At 38.8% G+C, this 15267-nt stretch carries 24 protein-coding genes; 16 read left to right on the forward strand and 8 right to left on the reverse strand.

From position 1 onward, the window contains the following. Nucleotides 1–21 precede the first annotated feature (21 nt). On the forward strand, nt 22–1245 hold the full coding sequence (locus tag DC077_RS05630; RefSeq protein ID WP_109202149.1) for a pyocin knob domain-containing protein: 1224 nt from the start codon (nt 22–24) through the stop codon (nt 1243–1245). Nucleotides 1246–1255: 10 nt separating this feature from the next. Further along, nucleotides 1256–1681: a hypothetical protein gene (locus tag DC077_RS05635; RefSeq protein ID WP_109217889.1), complete on the forward strand. Its 426-nt coding sequence runs from the start codon at nt 1256–1258 to the stop codon at nt 1679–1681. Between the two features lie 41 nt (nt 1682–1722). Here DC077_RS05635 and DC077_RS05640 read toward each other — a convergent pair whose 3' ends face one another. Beyond that, nucleotides 1723–2046: a hypothetical protein gene (locus tag DC077_RS05640; protein ID WP_109201728.1), complete on the reverse strand. Its 324-nt coding sequence runs from the start codon at nt 2044–2046 to the stop codon at nt 1723–1725. A 311-nt stretch (nt 2047–2357) separates the two neighbouring features. On the opposite strand from DC077_RS05640, the gene DC077_RS05645 reads away from it, so the two are divergent. From DC077_RS05645 to DC077_RS10650, 12 genes are all read left to right on the forward strand, one after another. Next, nucleotides 2358–2885: a hypothetical protein gene (locus DC077_RS05645; protein ID WP_109201727.1), complete on the forward strand. Its 528-nt coding sequence runs from the start codon at nt 2358–2360 to the stop codon at nt 2883–2885. Between the two features lie 81 nt (nt 2886–2966). After that, entirely contained in the window at nt 2967–5696 is a 2730-nt protein-coding gene (locus DC077_RS05650; RefSeq protein WP_109201726.1) for a phage tail tape measure protein, read from the forward strand. Next, nucleotides 5696–6946 (forward strand): DNA circularization protein, encoded by a 1251-nt coding sequence (locus DC077_RS05655; protein ID WP_109201725.1) that lies wholly within the window; start codon nt 5696–5698, stop codon nt 6944–6946. The genes DC077_RS05650 and DC077_RS05655 overlap by 1 nt, the downstream gene beginning before the upstream one ends. Continuing rightward, entirely contained in the window at nt 6930–8063 is a 1134-nt protein-coding gene (locus DC077_RS05660; protein WP_109201724.1) for a phage baseplate assembly protein, read from the forward strand. Before DC077_RS05655 ends, DC077_RS05660 begins: the two co-directional genes overlap by 17 nt. Before the next feature lie 3 nt (nt 8064–8066). Further along, the gene (locus tag DC077_RS05665; RefSeq protein ID WP_109201723.1) at nt 8067–8705 is read left to right on the forward strand and encodes a phage baseplate assembly protein V; all 639 of its coding nucleotides are present in this window, start codon (nt 8067–8069) and stop codon (nt 8703–8705) included. An 83-nt stretch (nt 8706–8788) separates the two neighbouring features. Continuing rightward, nucleotides 8789–9172 carry a hypothetical protein gene (locus tag DC077_RS05670; RefSeq protein ID WP_109201722.1) on the forward strand — a complete coding sequence of 128 codons (384 nt, stop codon included), beginning with the start codon at nt 8789–8791 and terminating at the stop codon, nt 9170–9172. Further along, a complete protein-coding gene (locus DC077_RS05675) occupies nt 9165–9494 on the forward strand; it encodes a hypothetical protein (RefSeq protein ID WP_109217890.1) in 330 nt (109 codons plus the stop codon). Before DC077_RS05670 ends, DC077_RS05675 begins: the two co-directional genes overlap by 8 nt. A 338-nt stretch (nt 9495–9832) precedes the next feature. Then, entirely contained in the window at nt 9833–10453 is a 621-nt protein-coding gene (locus DC077_RS05680) for a DUF3164 family protein (RefSeq protein WP_109217891.1), read from the forward strand. A 230-nt stretch (nt 10454–10683) separates the two neighbouring features. Next, nucleotides 10684–10905, forward strand: a complete 222-nt coding sequence (locus DC077_RS05685) for a hypothetical protein (protein ID WP_109201719.1) — start codon at nt 10684–10686, stop codon at nt 10903–10905. A 181-nt stretch (nt 10906–11086) separates the two neighbouring features. Continuing rightward, nucleotides 11087–11326: a hypothetical protein gene (locus DC077_RS05695; protein ID WP_109201717.1), complete on the forward strand. Its 240-nt coding sequence runs from the start codon at nt 11087–11089 to the stop codon at nt 11324–11326. Beyond that, a complete protein-coding gene (locus DC077_RS05700) occupies nt 11301–11840 on the forward strand; it encodes a DUF2335 domain-containing protein (RefSeq protein ID WP_157953492.1) in 540 nt (179 codons plus the stop codon). Before DC077_RS05695 ends, DC077_RS05700 begins: the two co-directional genes overlap by 26 nt. 202 nt (nt 11841–12042) lie before the next feature. After that, the gene (locus DC077_RS10650; protein ID WP_133243424.1) at nt 12043–12279 is read left to right on the forward strand and encodes a hypothetical protein; all 237 of its coding nucleotides are present in this window, start codon (nt 12043–12045) and stop codon (nt 12277–12279) included. Here the strand turns inward: DC077_RS10650 and DC077_RS05705 are convergent. The 5 genes from DC077_RS05705 to DC077_RS10845 form a co-directional block, all read right to left on the reverse strand. Continuing rightward, nucleotides 12217–12477: a type II toxin-antitoxin system RelE family toxin gene (locus DC077_RS05705; RefSeq protein ID WP_109201715.1), complete on the reverse strand. Its 261-nt coding sequence runs from the start codon at nt 12475–12477 to the stop codon at nt 12217–12219. The two genes, DC077_RS10650 and DC077_RS05705, sit on opposite strands and share 63 nt — an antisense overlap. After that, a complete protein-coding gene (gene relB / locus DC077_RS05710; protein WP_109201711.1) occupies nt 12478–12699 on the reverse strand; it encodes a type II toxin-antitoxin system RelB family antitoxin in 222 nt (73 codons plus the stop codon). Nucleotides 12700–13272: 573 nt separating this feature from the next. Continuing rightward, nucleotides 13273–13734, reverse strand: coding sequence for a type II toxin-antitoxin system death-on-curing family toxin (locus tag DC077_RS05715; RefSeq protein ID WP_109201714.1), 462 nt, complete (start codon nt 13732–13734; stop codon nt 13273–13275). A gap of 7 nt (nt 13735–13741) precedes the next feature. Beyond that, nucleotides 13742–13921: a hypothetical protein gene (locus DC077_RS05720; protein WP_109201713.1), complete on the reverse strand. Its 180-nt coding sequence runs from the start codon at nt 13919–13921 to the stop codon at nt 13742–13744. Nucleotides 13922–14013: 92 nt separating this feature from the next. After that, entirely contained in the window at nt 14014–14187 is a 174-nt protein-coding gene (locus DC077_RS10845) for a hypothetical protein (protein WP_157953493.1), read from the reverse strand. 128 nt (nt 14188–14315) lie between these two features. Here DC077_RS10845 and DC077_RS10850 point away from each other — a divergent pair, with 128 nt between their 5' ends. Together DC077_RS10850 and DC077_RS10655 are read left to right on the forward strand one after the other, a co-directional pair. After that, the gene (locus tag DC077_RS10850) at nt 14316–14462 is read left to right on the forward strand and encodes a hypothetical protein (RefSeq protein WP_157953494.1); all 147 of its coding nucleotides are present in this window, start codon (nt 14316–14318) and stop codon (nt 14460–14462) included. A gap of 22 nt (nt 14463–14484) precedes the next feature. Beyond that, nucleotides 14485–14721, forward strand: coding sequence for a hypothetical protein (locus tag DC077_RS10655; protein WP_133243423.1), 237 nt, complete (start codon nt 14485–14487; stop codon nt 14719–14721). Here the strand turns inward: DC077_RS10655 and DC077_RS05725 are convergent. Next, nucleotides 14659–14919: a type II toxin-antitoxin system RelE family toxin gene (locus tag DC077_RS05725; RefSeq protein ID WP_109201712.1), complete on the reverse strand. Its 261-nt coding sequence runs from the start codon at nt 14917–14919 to the stop codon at nt 14659–14661. The two genes, DC077_RS10655 and DC077_RS05725, sit on opposite strands and share 63 nt — an antisense overlap. Beyond that, nucleotides 14920–15141 carry a type II toxin-antitoxin system RelB family antitoxin gene (gene relB, locus DC077_RS05730; protein ID WP_109201711.1) on the reverse strand — a complete coding sequence of 74 codons (222 nt, stop codon included), beginning with the start codon at nt 15139–15141 and terminating at the stop codon, nt 14920–14922. Between the last annotated feature and the right edge of the window lie 126 nt (nt 15142–15267).

A 15267-nucleotide genomic window follows, 5' to 3' on the forward strand; every position in this document is an offset into this window, starting at 1 on the left:
AAGCTTTACAAGAGGAGTAACATGAAAAAAGAGTATCCTGATATCCTCAAACTTGAGGGAGAAAAGTGGCAAAACCCCGACCCAGCCACTGGCAAGCTAGGAACAAGAGTCCCGGCAGAATGGCTTCAAACAACCGAAGACTCTCTAAAATCACTCACATTGGAGATGCTAGAAGTCTTAAAAGCCGCCGGCATCAATCCCAATAGACTTAATAACACACAAGTAAGGGATGCGATAAAAAAAATAATACTTAATAGTAGCACTTCGAAATTATCTGATCGAACAGATCAAGTCGCGACGATTAAAGTTGTGAATGATGTCAATCGATCAGCATCAACAGCGCAGAAGACAGCTAACAATGCAGATGCAAAAGCAGTTAAGGCTCAAAAAACAGCTGATAGTGCGATTAAAAATGGTGGTTATCTCGGTACGAAAGATTTAAACACATTAAATTCCGATAAGCACGCCGGTATCTATCATCAAACAGCTAACGCAAATGCGCTTGCTGAACGTCATTATCCAGTCAAACTTGCAGGAACTTTATTTGTTTTAGAATCAGCAGGTATCACTCAATTATATATTACATATAATCAAGGACAGCGAATATTCACAAGAAATAATTACGGTGGAAAATGGGATAAGTGGATTGAGTTACTAGATACATCAGATATTTTAAACAACTTAGGGACATCTACGAATAAAACAGTATCTCAAAAAGTAGTAAATGACGTTAATACGAAAGCAACTACAGCCCAAAAAACAGCTGATGGTGCATTAGTAAAAGCACAGAACTTGAAAGATTTAACCAATAAAGCAACAGCTAGAGTGAATCTAGGATTGGGTAACTCAGCAATCAGGAATATGACATCATCATTGGGTGACTCGAAAATACTTGTTGCGAGTCAAGCGTTAGTGAATAGTGTCAATTCAAAAATCAAGATAAATACAGCATCAAAAGGAAGGAATGGTTGGTGGAAATGTGGTGCGACAGGTGTGATTTATCAGTGGGGCACAGTTGATTATGAAAAATATCCAGGAGAGATAGATGTTCAAGTTAAGTTTCCGATTGCTTTTAATATACCGCTGAATGCGCAAGTAACAAGAAAATCTTTAGGAGGTCATTACGCAGATGCTTGGGCCAACTTAGTAAAAATAGATAAAACAGGGATGCTAGTTGACTTACAGCATGAAGGTGGAAGTGTTAGAGATGCTCGCGGTTTTACATGGTTCGCTATAGGCTATTAAAGGAGAAATAATGAAGCAGTTTTATCTATATTCAGCAACAACAAATTCATTTTACCCTGTTTCTGCTCCGGCAGATTCGGTTCAAATTACAGAAGAAAAACATACAGAACTTTTCAACGCTCAATCAGAGGGTAAAGCAATTAAACCGAACAAGAAGGGTTTGCCGATCAATGTCGAGCAAGGAAAATCTTATGAAGTTTGGGATCGTGAATCAGAATCGTGGATCGTTGATGATGAGCTTTATCAGAAGCATTTGAAAGAAGAAAAGCAACGAGAATTACAACAACTGCACGCTGATCTAGAAATACTAGAACGAGATATTTCTCGCTTAGAACGGATCAGGGATCGTAATGAAGATGAAGAAGCGAAGCTTCAGCAGTTATATGACGAATCAACGCAGTTATATCGTGATATTCAAGCGATTGAAAATGATTAAAATAAGTAGGCCTCGATTAACGAGGCCTTTTTTTAGATGCATTATATATTATGAAAATTGGCATTTATGTCCAGATAATGGTACCAACCATGATAGTCTGCCCCCATTCTAGCAAATGCTATAGCCTGGTCTCTATCTGTAAAACCCTCTAATATAATAGTTGCGGTATATTTTTTACTGTCAGTATCATAAGTTACCTCTTCTACTATTAATTTTGTTTCTAGTTTTACGATGGAATCAAAAATATTGAGACCAACAAAAGGTGCTGAAGGTAATTCTAAATCCTTATACACACATACAGGCATAAAACTAGGATACTCTTTGCCTGCGCATAAAACTAATTCTAAAGTTACATTAGCAATCATTTAATTTTCCTTTTAATTTATCAAATTACTACAACTTATTTATAGGTAATTACTTCTGAGAATCTCTCACTTCTATAGATTTTTGTAAGTTATCAGGGTCCAATCATACAATTTTTGCATAAGTCCTACAGATTTAATTAGATCAACAACTTTTCTATTTTTTATAAACGTTATTATAACAACAAATATGGCTTTATCTGTTTTATTAATATAAAAGAGGAAAATATGGAGAAGAGATTATCAAATAAATATGTGCTATTAAGCTAGAAAATTAGTAGATTATTGTAATATTTATGAATTTTGGAGGATTTATGAAAAGATTATTAATCACACTTTCGCTCTTAATGGGCATTGCCATTGCATCTGATGCCTCATTTCAAAAGCAATTGAAGGAGTATAATGAGAAGAAAAATGAAATCTACACTATATTAGTAACAGCCCAAGAGAAGTTATCTACATCAACTCAAGTGCTAAATGATTATGAGAATGGTATAGATATGCAAAGTGCAATAGTATTGAGAAGAGAGCTTAATAAGTTAAGTAATCAATCAGATGAAATTATTGGTAGTCCTTTTGGATCTCCATTCGCTTCTTGTTACGCTACGATACAGATGTTATCTAACCAATATGGTGCGCGATTTGATATGGTTTATGATATCTATAATGCCCGTAAGAATGGTAAAGATGATATGGGGACACTCAATAAAATAGGTAGATTACATGAGACCTGGATGTCGTATAGAGATCAGTACGATAAAAGCCTTCCTGCATGTTTGCGCGAAATCTTTGAAGGTCCTAAAGATGAATATAGAGGTGTAGTAATAACTCCTTCAAAGTAATATCCCTGAAACCCCACATCATTCCCTGTATTTAAACAGTGTTTAAACTAGCCCTAATATCCATTTATTAGGGCTTTTTATATGTCTAAAAATCTTAAATATCATGTTGCGCTTACCGTTAAAGATCAAGCCACGAGCGGAATTAAAAAAGCAATGGCGGAGATGGAGCGTGGTGAAACGAAACGAGCTCAAAGCTATAAGCGCTTTTCCGATGCCCGGAGAAACTTAAGTATTCGCGCAGAAAGCGATATACAGCGCGAAATTAAGCGCACAGAAGCATCTTACAATCGTTTAGCTCGTGCAGGCTTCTCTAGTGCGAATGAACAGCGCCGGGCTTACCAAGCAATGACGAATCGTGTCCGGGAACTCAATGCAGAAATGGGTAAAACCAGTAAATTATCCGGTGCTTTTAATAATCTTGCCAGGATTGGTGGAGGAATTGCCGCCGGTGCTACAGTCGGTTATAACCTCGCAAAAGAGCCTGTGAAAAAGACTTTAGATTTTGATTATGAAGTGGCTAATGCCGCTAATACTGCTTTCTCCGATCGAGATGCTGAAGGGCGAATAGAAGGCGCTAAAGATATCCGAGAATTAGTATTTCAAACAATTCAGCAAGGTGGTAGTAAAGAAGATGCTTTGGCCGGTATTAATAAAATGCTCTCTTTCGGTACTTTAAGTTATGACGAAGTCGCCGAATTAATGCCAACGATCCAAAAAACAGCGGTAGCAACTGGTTCATCAACTGAGGATATCTCGATGGTAGTCAATGCGCTTATGCAGAGTATGAAGTTAGCGATTGATGAGATCCCATTAGCACTTGATATGGCATTGAAAGCCGGTCAAGGTGGTTCTTTTGAGCTTGGAGATATGTCTAAATGGCTTCCGCAACAATTAGCTTCTGCATCATCTCGAGGTATGCGTGGAATGGATCACTACCGGGAAATACTGGTGATGAATGAGCAAGCCGCTGTAGTAGCGGGTACGAATGACCAAGCAGGTAACTATGTTGATTCTTTCTTACTCGCACTGCTTGATTCCAGTACCAACAATGCTCTTGCTAATAGTGACTATAAGGAAGGAAATAAAAAAGGGATTGATCTCGCTAAAAGCATGATGGCAGGTGTGGATGCAGGCTTAAGTCCTGTCCAAGCCTTTATGGGGATTATGGATAAATATATTGCCCAAGATGCGGAATATCAAAAACTCGAAAAAGAGATCCTGTCTGTAGATGGTGCAGAAAGAGAAGCTAAATTACAGCAGTTAATGACCATTCTTGAATCATCTAAAATTTCTCAAATACTGGGAAATAAGCAGGCTCTTATGGGCTTCCTTGCTGTTAGGTTGAATCAGGAATATGGAGAAGAGTTAACAAAAGAACTGGAGGATGCATTAGGGGCTGTAAATGTCTCTCACCAAGTCGTCTCATCGCAAAACAAGTTTAAGGCTGATATGGCAATAAATAACCAAGAATGGCGAGAAATGGATGCTTACCGTCCTGTTGCAGATGCTTATGCTTCTTTATTAGAAAAGTTAGAAGCTTATGGTTCTGAATATCCAGAATTAACGAAGTCGATCATTTTAGCAAGAGATGCGTTGATTACTCTTGGAACAGCTGCCGCTGGAATGGCGCTACTTAGTAAAGTATTAGGTAAAGGTGGAGGAGGACTGCCTTGGGGAAGACCTCCAACAACCTCGCCAGGGGGAGCGAGACCACCAGCACCTGGGCCCTCTTCATCTCCCGGTCGTCCGCCAGCCCCAGCCAATACTAATAATTTAAGATTACCCGGATTAGCAATGGGGGCTCTGCGCTGGGGATTTCAAAGAGCTCCCCTCATTGCTGAAGCATACGCGCTATATGAAGGCTCAAAAGATGATATTGGTAATATTGTCGATAAGCATGGGGGTTTTACGCCAGATGCGGCTCATGAGATTACTGAAACAGGTTATGAAAAAACAATCAAACCGATTGTAGATACTGCTTTAACGCCCTTTTCTGAGGCTTTTAAAAGCTTCGTGAATGCTTTTGGGCTTGGTGATGAAAAACCGGCAGAATCTACAGAAACTCCATTTCATCCCGGTGAGGTACCTGTAATTGGTGAACTTTATTTTAGAGAGCCACTATTAAAAGAGCGGACGGAAGAAGATTTTACAAGCAATACCGATAATCGTGAAGATAAATCTGCCCCATATTCAGAGCTAATTAAAAAAAATGATATTGATAATTCAAAAACAGTGATTAATCAAAACTCTGAATATCACTATTCAGAAGCTCTTGTAACAGATAAGCCTACTCCTGATAGAGAGCAGCGATGGGAGGATTTGCCTGAAGAAGCTATTACAAAGAGTATCGATAACCACATAGAAAATCATGATACTTATTTAGAGTCGATTGAAGAAACCCAAAATATTGATAAATCAGAAACAACCATTAACCAAATTCATGAAGGAATACAAACTCATGAATATCATCACTTTACAAAAGATGAAAATCAGGGCGTAAATTGGGATCACTTACCTATTGGACAGGTAATGGATAATTATAACAAATTAATAAAAGAGCAATCTATGCCTGTTATTTCTTCACTGCCTAAAGTAGCAAAGAATCCCGATTATCAGCCTCTAATTATTGGTGGTGAAATCATGAACCTTGTAAAACAGAATCTGGAGCAAATTAAGCAACAGCATAATGAGATCAATAGTCGACCAACCATTATTGAGCTTCACGTAAACGGTGAAATTGATGGTCGGCAGGTGATGGAGATTGTTGAACAGCATACGATTGATCGAATGAATCGAGGGAGTAACTACTAATGTCCTGGCGAAATAACTTACAAACAGCATCTTATCGCGGTATCCCTTTTGATGTGAAAGATATCGATGATTCAAATACGAAAGCACTCGTACTGCATCAATATGCCTATAAAGATGGTGCAGATATCGAAGATCTCGGCAATGATGCGGAAGAAGTAACACTTACAGCGGTCTTTTGGGGTAATGATTATGAGTTTCGCTTTAATCAACTTCTCAAAGCTCTGGCCACCAAAGGTGGTGGAACATTGGTGCATCCAGTACGTGGCAGAATACCAAACATGCACCCATCAAGTTATCACTTTACACACGAAGCGGAGAATATTGACTATGTTCGCTTCTCAATCACTTTTCGTAAATCGATCAACGAATTACCAATCTTCTCGCTAAGCTCAATCTTCTCTGTGATTGATAGTCTATTCAATCAAGCAGAAAACCTCATTGCATTGGCAACAGACTACTTTAGCGCTTTTAGAACCTCAATCAATGAAGTTAAATCCTATCGTGCCCGTGCTCGAGCGATTGAAGCATCACTTATTAATCTTAACTATGAGATTCAGAGATTAGCGCGTGGCGATAATGAACTTCTTTTCGCTTCAAATAGCGGTAAATATGCAGAATCAGGCTTTGATAATGAGATCGTCACCAAGCTATCAGAAGGCATCACGACTTACATTGATAACAGTACGATCCGTAATAGTGCTCTACCTAATGTGGAGCTTAATGCATTGCAAACATCGATCGATGTGCTTGAGGCTCTCCCGATCAAAATCGGGAAAGGTGATAGCCGTTTAGATCTCGGTGTGCCGATTGCCATTGGAGATGTTACTGAGATTAATATCATGTTTAAAGCGCTATTAAACGCTGTTTACATTATAAAGATTACGGAGATTATCTCTGAAGATCGTCTATCTGTCATTGAGATAGAGAATATCGTTAATCACGCAAGAACTCTCACTGCATCAACAATTGAAGCTATTCGTGGAGCGGTGAATAATCCCGATGAGGTTTATATCATGGTGCAATCTTTAAGAGATATTCAACACTATTTAAAGCGCTTAGCTGTCAGTTATATCGCTAAAAGGCCACCCTTAATCGTGATCCCAGCACCTATATCTGGAACATTACAACAGATCGCTTTTGATCTTTATCAGGATCGTTATCGTTTTAAAGAGCTATTACAGCTTAATCCTCAGATTATTCATTCTAGTTTTATTCAACAAGGAGCGCTATTAAATGCTTATTCTGAATAATAGGCCGAATTGGATGATTAAAGATAGTGTCATCGCCGTAGAAATCGATGGTTTAACACACGATAAATGGCAAGAGTACGATATTGAAAATAGTTTTGAAACGCCGGCAGATGCTTTCAGTATGCGCATTGGTATCCCAGATGGCACGATTGTTCCACTCATTAATGAGGGTGCGACTTGCACAGTAAGGATTGATGGAAAGCTCATTCTTACAGGATTTATCGATCGTATCGAACACTCCCTGACAAAATTTAATCACTCTTTTAGCATCAATGGCCGCGATAAAGGTGCGATCTTAGTCGATTGCGATGCGGAGATCACGAGTTTTGTTGGCTTAACACTTAAAGAATCGATTGAAAAGATCGTTAATCCCTTAGGAATTGACAAGATTGAGTTCAAAGGCAAGGAAGATATTGCTTTTGATAAGACAGAGCTCGAACCCGGAATGAATGCTTGGGAAGCAGTAAAACGCTTAGTTAATAGCGCCGGCATGCACGCCTGGTTTAAAGCGGATGGCACTTTAGTTGTGGGAGAAGCCGACTATACTACGCCACCAGTAGCGAAATTGATCTTAAATTACAATGGCCATCTTAATAATGTTACTGAGCTAATAATGCAGCAATCTGCGGCGAATCGTTATAGTGAAGTAACATTCTTAGGACAATCTCACGGCCGTAAAACAGATAGTGCTAAGCATGATCTTAAGTATGTTCATAAAGATGAAACCGCTCAATTTGAGAAGAAAAGAACGATTATTCTAGGGAATGTTGAGAATCAAAAAGCGCTAGAGAAAGCCGCGAAGAAGTGGCTTGCAGATGTGCAATTAGAAGGATTAACGATCAGAGCAACAGTCCCTGGGCATTATACAGATCTTGGAATTCTTTGGGAGAATGGCCAACGAGTCCATTTAGAGAGTGATGTATTCGGTATCGATCGTGTCTTTTTTGTGATGTCGAGGAGATTCCAATCATCTCGAAGCCAAGGAAGGATCACTATTTTAGAACTTAAAGAGGATGGCGTTTGGTTGCCAGATTCGCCGGGAGCATCAAAAGCACGCTCAAGAAAAGGTAAAAAACAGAAGAAAGAGCTAGCAGTGATTACACCAACTAAAGGATAAACTATGCTTAATAGAATAAAACAGGAAGTACAGAAGCTTCTTAATAATATCAGATCTCCATTCCGTGGGATTCTCAATAGTAGCGATAGCAGTGCTGGTATCCAAAGACATCAAGTATCAGGCTTATCGGATGAAACGCTGCAAGATGTGGAGCTCTATCAACACTTTGGCTTTACCTCTAATCCTCCGGCCGGCACAAATGTGATTGTTGTGCCACTCAATGGGCTTACAAGTCATTCAGTAATTATTGCAACAGAGAATGGTAACTATCGGCTAGCAGCTCTGAAACCTGGTGAAGTAGCGCTATATAGCTCTTTTGGCTCTACTGTTGTACTAAAGGAAGGAAACATTATCGATATTAATGCCAAAGAGATCAATCTCAAAGCAACAAAGATCACTGGAACTGCTGATGATATCGAGCTTAACGCAACTCAATCTACAACGATTACAGCACCTGTAATTAATCTCAATGGTGCATTGAATGCAGGTGGAGGCGGTGCTTCAGGCGCAACAGCTACTATTAATATGCCGTTAGATGTGAAATCGAAAGTAACCGCAGATGATGATGTGATCGTTGCCGGTAAAAGCTTTAATAATCATACGCATCCAACACCTGCTGGAGAATCTGATAAGCCCTCCTAAAATACTGAAGCCCCGCAGGCTCTCGTGCTTCTTATATCTATCTATGATGGCGTTATTGAATTGTAATCAAGAGGAGATTAGAGATGTCTAAGAACGCACGTTACGTGGGCTCGGTTGTTATAGAGATTGATGGAGTTGAGATTGAGGCGATCAATTTCAAATATGATGTAAACACAGGTCGAAGAAGAGTCAATACGATGAACTCGAAAGGCCGTTCTCTCGGATACGCCAAAGGTATTGCAACGTTTGATCTGAATTTTGATGTTCCTATCCTCATCGACGGTAGTCAGGATATTAACTGGGCAAGCATCACAGCAAGCAAGTTCACCTATTGGCCATTAGATAATCCTTCACGCCGTAAAACATTGCGGGATTTTGCAGTAGAAACAACCGCAGAATCATCTAGTGCAGAAGGTGAAGCAACAGTATCAGTCACAGGTTTCGCATTTGGAGAGATCAATGAGTAATTTAAAAGAAACAGGAAAGCTACTCTACGGCTATGCAGATAAAGATGGCAATCTTCATTATGACTTTGAGTTGTGCTTATTAACGATCAGAGGAAAGATGAATACTCTCAATATCCTCTTAAGTGAATATCCCAATCTCGATGAATTACCCGAAACCGAGCGTTTTACAATTGAAAGAGCTGTAACACTATCGGAAACATTAAGAGTGGGTGGCCAGAAACTTACCGTAGATGAGATCTTAAATCTAGCTTCTGAAGAGTTTACGATCTTATTAGATGCGGAGATGAATTTAAGAAAAAAGCGCTCAGAGCCTACCCAATAACAAAGAGTAGTACCCAGCAATCAACATTAAGAGAGCGCCGGGAATGGACTCAAATAGCTATCTTCACATTAGCAAAATCAGGGCTAGATACAGAGTTCATTTCTAATTTAGCGCTGATGGAGCTAGGCTCTTGGATCAATAGTCTAACAACATTAACAACTGGAAAGCGCCCGATAGATCCGACTATTAAGCGAAATATGGCGAAGAAGAACAGCGCTGCACTTAAAGAATTAATAGCAAGAAAAAGCGCCTAAAGCTACGCCTCTATAGATCACTTATAAAAGTTAAATAAAAACCCAAATTTATATTATCAGTGAATAGATAAAAAGGAAATAATTATGAATCATATCGTTATCTTAGACGGTAAAAGATATTGGAAAGATCCCAAAGGGAATCTTGTTCCAGAATCAGCAGTAAAAGAACTCGATAAGTTTGAAGATCAGACAGTTCGCAAGCTTGTCGTCTTGGCTGAAGAGTACCAACAGGCAGGGATTGAGTTTAAAGGGAAGATCTTCAATGAAGTGAGAGAGTTCATCGAACTCAGCGCTACCGAGTATGATACGGTTATTCAAGGCTCTAAAGGTGGTGCATCCCTATATGCATTTAACGGCGAGTATCGCATTCAGTATTCAGTTGCTGATCATATTAACTTTAATAATAGTTTAGCAATCGCCAAACAGCTCATTGATGAGTGCATTCTCAGTTGGTCTAATGGTGCATCTGATGAAATCATGGCGCTTATTAACCGAGCATTCAGTGTCGATAAAGAAGGATCTATTAACGTTCGTAATGTCTTAAGCTTAAGATCCCTCGATATTAAAGACGAAAAATGGTTAAAAGCGATGGATGCTATTAACGATTCAATCAAAATTATTGGTTCCAGTGAATACATTCGTATCTATAAAAAAGATGAATTAGGTAAATATAGACAAATCGTCCTCGACTTCTCCAAACTTTAAACAGCATTTAACCACTGTTTAAACGCAATAAAAAAGCCCTGCATTCAGGGCTTAATTTGTGCCAAATCTGTTACAATCTTCATAAATTGTCTATGCCAATCAAATTGTGAAAACGTGCCAAAAATTTTACGAGCTTACAATATATTTAAAAAATCGAAAAAAATCGACACGTTTTAACAATATGTTGATGGGATCGACATATAAAATAAGTTTATAAAAAACAGAAGCTAATGAGTTGCCGGAGATTACCACTGCACGCTTCCAAAAACCGCATACCGGCAAGTATCGCTACCTTAACGATTAATCATCTTGAGATAAAAGCTGTTGTGTTGCCGGTTCTCACTATTGCGTTCTTCCAGAAATTACGCGCCGGCAATAAGGCATCAGAGATGCCAAATAGCGGGCATGCAGTAGTCATAAGAATGAAATGGTTGGCTCCCGCCACACTATAAAACTTCCCATAATAAAAAAACATCTCCTAGAATAACAAAAGTCGGTTTTAATAAAAAAGTTAAGTATTCTAATACTTTCTTAATCTCAATTTGGGCTATATTTTCGGAAGATATATACTTAGAATATAAACAACTATCATAGTTCCATGTGACAACTATTTTAAATAGAAGGAGTTTAAACATGAGTAAGCTAAGTAATAAAATCTTAAACTGGTCTAATAAACTAATTAATTTCCCTGATATTCCCAGTACATCAACACACTATACAGATTACTTATCTTCCATTAAGCCGGCAAAAGTTAAATTAAGAAGTCCTGAAGAAGATATGCAAATTGTAGCTAAAGATATCGCAAAGGCTACGGCTAAAACACTGGCACATTATGGAGATGACTATAATGAAAAAGGAGATAACAAAAAGTGATAAGCCTAGTAAAACAAACCAAACCTCTTCAAACGAAACCAAAGATAATATAGTTACCGATGAAGTTGAAAGGATCACTCAAATAGCAACAAGTGATCTCCCAAGTGATATTAAAGAAGAGAAAATAAAAGAAACCCTTCAAATTGAGAGCCAAATTTTTTCTGGACCACTACCCCCTCCAATTTTATTAGAGGAGTATGAAAAAATTATTCCTGGTTCGGCAAAAGAGATTATTGAAATGTCAGTAGCTCAAAGAAAACACACCATGCAAATTGAAAAAGCTCTAACAGATTCTGAGATTAGTCGTGTTGCTAGATCATTAAAACTAGCTGAAAAATCTAATACAAGAGGAACATGGCTAATTTGGGGGTTAATTATTGCATCTCTTATTAGCATTTGGAGCAACGCTCATCCTGCAGTTAGTATCGCATTTTTAAGTCTACCAATTATTATGGGCCTAAAAAACTTGCTCTTTAACCATGCAAATCATAGAGATAGAGACACTGACTTATAAATATAAAAAATAAGATCAACCTGCACTGATCAATTGCCACCCATTACTATCACGTTCTTTCAAGAAACACGCGCCGGCAAATAGACATCAAAGATGCCAAACCGCGGGCATGCACCGGTGAAAAGAATGATATCGTTGGCTCCCGCCGTTCAACAGATTTTCTTAAGAATCATAAAATAATTCATTGAGGCAAAAGAGGCCGATGAGTTGCCGGAGATTACAACTGCACGCTTCCAAAAACCGCATGCCGGCAAGTATCGCTACCTTAACGATTAATCATCTTGAGATAAAAAGCCACTGCGTTGCCGGTCCTCACTATCGCTCGCTTCCGGAGGTTGCGCGCCGGCAAAGGGCATTATCTAATAACTTAAAGTCGCTATTTGTAGATCTCTTTTCGATGCCCGACATTAATCACTTCGATGATGATCTCTCTATCTAAGATGTTACAGAGCAGATGATAATCCCCAACTCTATAGCGCCAATCAGCAAGGTTACCTTTGAGCGCCTTCCCCTTTACCCGAGGATCGGAACAGCCGACTAAATTCTTTTCAATCCAATTTAGAATAAATAACGCCTGCGTTTTATCAATTTTTTGTAAAGATTTTAAGGCTTTCGCCGTATAGATCACTTGATACATCTATAATCCTAATGCCTTTTTAACTTCATCATGAGTATAGGTTTCAGGGTGCTTCTCATTGTAAGCGATCGCTTCTTTTAGGAGCTTTAAATCGAGTTCATCTTCCATTTTCTCAATCACACTCTGTTTAAATAAGGCTGATAAGCTCTGTCCATGAAAAGCGGCATATTCTCTAAAGATCTTCTCTTCTTCTCTATTTAATCTAATACTAACGATTGTCATAACTTCACCTCTACATCAATGATGTCATACATTGTAATACGATTGAAGATCGATAACAATTGAGCAAAATAGAAGCTGATGAGTTGCCGGATCTTACTATCACGTTCTTCTAAAAACTGAGCGCCGGCAAATAGGCATCAAAGATGCCGAACCGCGGGCATGCGCCGGTTAAAAGAATGAAATAGTCGGCTCCCGCCCCTCAACAAACTCTCTTAAGAATCATCAAAATGATTCATTGAGACAAAAGAAGCTGAACGTTGCCGGATCTTACTACTGCGTTCTTCCAGAAATTACGCGCCGGCAATAAGGCATTATCGATGCCAGTTGACGGGCATGCATCGGTAAAAAGAATGAAATGGTAAGATCCCGCCGATCCAAAAATCTTCTTAGAGCAACTCGACATTTATATGATGAAATATGTTAATAGGATCGACATATCCCTCGGATATGTTTAAAAAATTGAAAAAAATCGACACGTTTTCACGACATGTTGATGAGATCGATATATTGAGAAATCAGAAAGCTTCTATCTAAGCATTAAAAAAACCTCCGCTTGGGAGGTTTCTAATAAAACTAATCAATACAAAGTAGACGAGTATCAAATTCTTCTGCGTAATAAGCTAACCAATTCTCTATATATTCCCGGTCATACTTTTTAGAAGCTACTCCAACAACCATATCAAGAATAACCGCCTCATCCAATGGCGGAATTCTGTAACCATTCATAAGCAAAAAATCAAAAGTAGCTTGTGTAGCCGTTCTCTTATTACCATTAGCAAAACAATGATTATTGATAAGACTAAACATTAGAACAGATGCTAATTCAAACATATCATCCGTTTGCTCATAGAATCTATATTGAGCAGGACTTGCCTGAGAAGATTCAAGTCTTTCCATACTAAGAACAGCTATTGGCTCACTATCTTTAAATGGGCCTTGTAATATTTGTTCTCGATTAATGCGGATTAGATCTTCTACTGTTAGCCATTTAATACTTCCATCAGATAAAATCTCTCCACATAACTCAAGATTCATACATCAATTAAACCTCAGCTAAAAGATAAAATGTATTTTTATGATCTTTAAAACTAATTTCAGATGCTTTTCTAGCTTGATGCTCATGGTTGCAAGTAAAACCCTTAGCTGGGCGCGGTTTTGCTATCTTACTTTTATCACGAGCCGGTATATCAATATACTGATCTTTTAAGACTGCATTTGACATAACTTACTCCCTCGATCCAATCGAATCATTAAACAAAAAACATATAACAATCGTTATATGTCTGTGCAGTATATCACTAAACCAACTCCAAATTAACTAAATCTCATTCCGGCATCATAGATGCCGGCTGGCGGGCATGCACCGGTAAAAAGAATGAAATAGTCGGCTCCCGCTCTTCCATAAGCCTTCTTATTTGTTGAAACAAAAGAGGTTGATGAGTTGCCGGAGAATACCTCTGCATGCTTCCACAAGGTGCGTGCCGGCAAGAGGGCATCAAAGATGCCGAACCGCGGGCATGCACCAGCGAAAAGAATGAAATAGTCGGCTCCCGCCGTTCAACAGACTCTCTTAAGAATCATCAAAATAATTTATTGGGACAAAAGAGGTTGATGAATTGCCGGAGATTACCACTGCAAGCTTCCCAAAACTGCATGCCGGCAATAAGGCATTATCGATGCCAATTGGCGGGCATGCACCGGTGAAAAGAATGATATCGTTGGCTCCCGCCGTTCAACAGATTTTCTTAAGAATCATAAAATAATTCATTGAGGCAAAAGAGGCCGATGAGTTGCCGGAGATTACAACTGCACGCTTCCAAAAACCGCATGCCGGCAAGTATCGCTACCTTAACGATTAATCATCTTGAGATAAAAAGCCACTGCGTTGCCGGTCCTCACTACCGCGCGCTTCCGGAGGTTGCGCGCCGGCAAAGGGCATTATCTAATAACTTAAAGTCGCTATTTGTAGATCTCTTTTCGATGCCCGACATTAATCACTTCGATGATGATCTCTCTATCTAAGATGTTACAGAGCAGACGATAATCCCCAACTCTATAGTGCCAATCAGCAAGGTTACCTTTGAGCGCCTTCCCCTTTACCCGAGGATCGGAACAGCCGACTAAATTCTTTTCAATCCAATTTAGAATAAATAACGCCTGCGTTTTATCAATTTTTTGTAAAGATTTTAAGGCTTTCGCCGTATAGATCACTTGATACATCTATAATCCTAATGCCTTTTTAACTTCATCATGAGTATAGGTTTCAGGGTGCTTCTCATTGTAAGCGATCGCTTCTTTTAGGAGCTTTAAATCGAGTTCATCTTCCATTTTCTCAATCACACTCTGTTTAAATAAGGCTGATAAGCTTTGCCCATGAAAAGCGGCATACTCTCTGAAGATTTTCTCTTCCTCTCTGTTTAATCTGATGCTAACGATCGTCATAATTTTCCCTCCCTATTAATGTAATACATTGTAATACTGCTAGAGATTGATGACAATTGATCAAATTAAAAAAATAGGCTGATGAGTTGCCGGAGATTACCACTGCATGCTTCCAAAAACTACGCG

This window comes from Ignatzschineria cameli, from assembly GCF_003121895.1.
GTDB classification, from domain to species: Bacteria; Pseudomonadota; Gammaproteobacteria; order Cardiobacteriales; family Wohlfahrtiimonadaceae; genus Ignatzschineria; species Ignatzschineria cameli.

Coding starts and splice junctions, on each gene's coding strand:
- DC077_RS05725 (WP_109201712.1), bottom strand. CDS start 14,919: ATGTATCAAGTGATCTATACGGCGAAAGCCTTAAAATCTTTACAAAAA.
- relB (WP_109201711.1), bottom strand. CDS start 15,141: ATGACGATCGTTAGCATCAGATTAAACAGAGAGGAAGAGAAAATCTTC.
- DC077_RS05680 (WP_109217891.1), top strand. CDS start 9,833: ATGAATCATATCGTTATCTTAGACGGTAAAAGATATTGGAAAGATCCC.
- relB (WP_109201711.1), bottom strand. CDS start 12,699: ATGACAATCGTTAGTATTAGATTAAATAGAGAAGAAGAGAAGATCTTT.
- DC077_RS05700 (WP_157953492.1), top strand. CDS start 11,301: ATGAAAAAGGAGATAACAAAAAGTGATAAGCCTAGTAAAACAAACCAA.
- DC077_RS05640 (WP_109201728.1), bottom strand. CDS start 2,046: ATGATTGCTAATGTAACTTTAGAATTAGTTTTATGCGCAGGCAAAGAG.
- DC077_RS05675 (WP_109217890.1), top strand. CDS start 9,165: ATGAGTAATTTAAAAGAAACAGGAAAGCTACTCTACGGCTATGCAGAT.
- DC077_RS05635 (WP_109217889.1), top strand. CDS start 1,256: ATGAAGCAGTTTTATCTATATTCAGCAACAACAAATTCATTTTACCCT.
- DC077_RS05645 (WP_109201727.1), top strand. CDS start 2,358: ATGAAAAGATTATTAATCACACTTTCGCTCTTAATGGGCATTGCCATT.
- DC077_RS10655 (WP_133243423.1), top strand. CDS start 14,485: ATGAGTTGCCGGAGATTACAACTGCACGCTTCCAAAAACCGCATGCCG.
- DC077_RS05715 (WP_109201714.1), bottom strand. CDS start 13,734: ATGAATCTTGAGTTATGTGGAGAGATTTTATCTGATGGAAGTATTAAA.
- DC077_RS05670 (WP_109201722.1), top strand. CDS start 8,789: ATGTCTAAGAACGCACGTTACGTGGGCTCGGTTGTTATAGAGATTGAT.
- DC077_RS05665 (WP_109201723.1), top strand. CDS start 8,067: ATGCTTAATAGAATAAAACAGGAAGTACAGAAGCTTCTTAATAATATC.
- DC077_RS05655 (WP_109201725.1), top strand. CDS start 5,696: ATGTCCTGGCGAAATAACTTACAAACAGCATCTTATCGCGGTATCCCT.
- DC077_RS05650 (WP_109201726.1), top strand. CDS start 2,967: ATGTCTAAAAATCTTAAATATCATGTTGCGCTTACCGTTAAAGATCAA.
- DC077_RS05705 (WP_109201715.1), bottom strand. CDS start 12,477: ATGTATCAAGTGATCTATACGGCGAAAGCCTTAAAATCTTTACAAAAA.
- DC077_RS05630 (WP_109202149.1), top strand. CDS start 22: ATGAAAAAAGAGTATCCTGATATCCTCAAACTTGAGGGAGAAAAGTGG.
- DC077_RS05720 (WP_109201713.1), bottom strand. CDS start 13,921: ATGTCAAATGCAGTCTTAAAAGATCAGTATATTGATATACCGGCTCGT.
- DC077_RS05695 (WP_109201717.1), top strand. CDS start 11,087: ATGAGTAAGCTAAGTAATAAAATCTTAAACTGGTCTAATAAACTAATT.
- DC077_RS05660 (WP_109201724.1), top strand. CDS start 6,930: ATGCTTATTCTGAATAATAGGCCGAATTGGATGATTAAAGATAGTGTC.
- DC077_RS05685 (WP_109201719.1), top strand. CDS start 10,684: ATGAGTTGCCGGAGATTACCACTGCACGCTTCCAAAAACCGCATACCG.
- DC077_RS10650 (WP_133243424.1), top strand. CDS start 12,043: ATGAGTTGCCGGAGATTACAACTGCACGCTTCCAAAAACCGCATGCCG.